At 33.7% G+C, this 827-nt stretch carries 2 protein-coding genes; both read left to right on the plus strand.

What is annotated here, in order from left to right:
• Positions 1-535, plus strand: a 535-nt coding sequence (locus tag NBRC110019_RS16730; RefSeq protein ID WP_281756611.1) for a GLPGLI family protein, incomplete at its 5' end; no start/stop codon positions are given.
• Positions 536-550: 15 nt separating this feature from the next.
• A partial coding sequence (locus NBRC110019_RS16735; protein ID WP_281756612.1) for a carboxypeptidase-like regulatory domain-containing protein occupies positions 551-827 on the plus strand: 277 nt, incomplete at its 3' end.

An 827-nucleotide genomic window follows, 5' to 3' on the forward strand; every position in this document is an offset into this window, starting at 1 on the left:
ACATGTAAAAAACCTATCATTAGATGATATCGATAGTAAAATGCCTTTAATTGGAGGTCGTGGGTTAGGTGTTCAGTATAGAAATTTAGTAACCAAAGAGAAGTATTATCAACAAAAGTTTGGAGCCTATTATTTGGTAAAACAACCAGTGATAGATGATGATTGGGTAATTACCAAGGAGACGAAAAAGTTACAAGGGTACACTTGCTATAAGGCTATTTTTTATCGAGAATTAGTAGATGGTAAACAAAAAGTAACGGCTTGGTTTACTCCTCAGTTGTCTGTGCCGTTTGGCCCGTCTGGTTTCGATGGTTTACCTGGGTTAATATTGCAAGTACAGTATGGTAATAGTATTTTAACAGCTACTAAAATTACATTTGCTAAAAATGTATTGGAGGTACTTGTCCCAAAAGGTACTATAGTAGAGAATGGCGAAGAGATGAGTAAAATACTCTCCCAAGGCACGGGGGTTGATATTAATGCACATCTTAAAAAGTTAAGTGAAGAAAGTAAAAAGAATAAGGATAAGAAATAACAATTATAGTATTACATGATAATAAAAAAACTTCTTGTCTATTTCTTTATTTTTTTATGCATAAACTGTCTAAATGCCCAAAATATTACGGTTAAAGGTGTAATAGCAGATGCGGTTAAGGCTGGGATAGTAAATGTGAATGTTTTGGCTGAATCTGAGCATGAAGAAGGTGTTAAGTTTGCCATTTCTGATTCGGATGGAAAGTATAGTATAAAGTTAAAGGCAAATACCTTATATACGGTTACCGTTAATCATCTAGGGTTTAAAGAAATTACGTTAGACTGGAATTACG

This window comes from Neptunitalea chrysea, assembly GCF_027924145.1.
GTDB classification, from domain to species: Bacteria; Bacteroidota; Bacteroidia; order Flavobacteriales; family Flavobacteriaceae; genus Neptunitalea; species Neptunitalea chrysea.